We start from the raw sequence: 909 nt of genomic DNA, 5'->3' as shown, positions 1-909 counted from the left end.
ACTTCAAAGCCTCCCACCTATCCTACACAAGTAAGGTCAAAGTTCAATGTCAAGCTGCAGTAAAGGTTCACGGGGTCTTTCCGTCTAGCCGCGGGTACACTGCATCTTCACAGCGATTTCGATTTCACTGAGCCTCTGCTGGAGACAGCGCCGCCATCATTATGCCATTCGTGCAGGTCGGAACTTACCCGACAAGGAATTTCGCTACCTTAGGACCGTTATAGTTACGGCCGCCGTTTACTGGGGCTTCGATCAAGAGCTTCGCTTACGCTAACCCCATCAATTAACCTTCCAGCACCGGGCAGGCATCACACCCTATACGTCCACTTTCGTGTTTGCAGAGTGCTATGTTTTTAATAAACAGTTGCAGCGGCCTGGTTTCTGTGGCTGCCAATAGCTCAGGGAGCAAGTCCCATCACCGTCAGCAGCGTACCTTCTCCCGAAGTTACGGTACCATTTTGCCTAGTTCCTTCAGCAGAGTTCTCTCAAGCGCTTTGGTCTACTCGACCTGACCACCTGTGTCGGTTTCGGGTACGATTCCTGTGTAACTGAAGCTTAGAGACTTTTCCTGGAAGCATGGTATCAGCCACTTCACTGTACAAGTACAGCTTGCTATCAGTTCTCAGCATAGAGTACCCCGGATTTGCCTAAGATACATGCCTACAACCTTTCACCTGGACAACCAACGCCAGGCTGACTTAACCTTCTCCGTCCTCTCATCGCATTACACAGAAGTATTGGAATATTAACCAATTTCCCATCGACTACGCCTCTCGGCCTCGCCTTAGGGGTCGACTCACCCAGCCCCGATTAACGTTGGACTGGAACCCTTGGTCTTTCAGCGAACGGGTTTTTCACCCGTTTTGTCGTTACTCACGTCAGCATTCGCACTTCTGATACCTCCAGCAT

At 50.5% G+C, this 909-nt stretch carries 1 rRNA gene; it reads right to left on the bottom strand.

Features of this window, described 5'->3' with window-relative positions:
* A 23S ribosomal RNA gene (locus tag NO346_RS14625) occupies nt 1–909 on the bottom strand; the annotation flags it as partial.

Origin of the sequence: Acinetobacter sp. 5862, assembly GCF_024494585.1 — a bacterium.
Classification (GTDB): Bacteria; Pseudomonadota; Gammaproteobacteria; order Pseudomonadales; family Moraxellaceae; genus Acinetobacter.
This window is presented reverse-complemented; position numbering and strand designations above follow the sequence as displayed.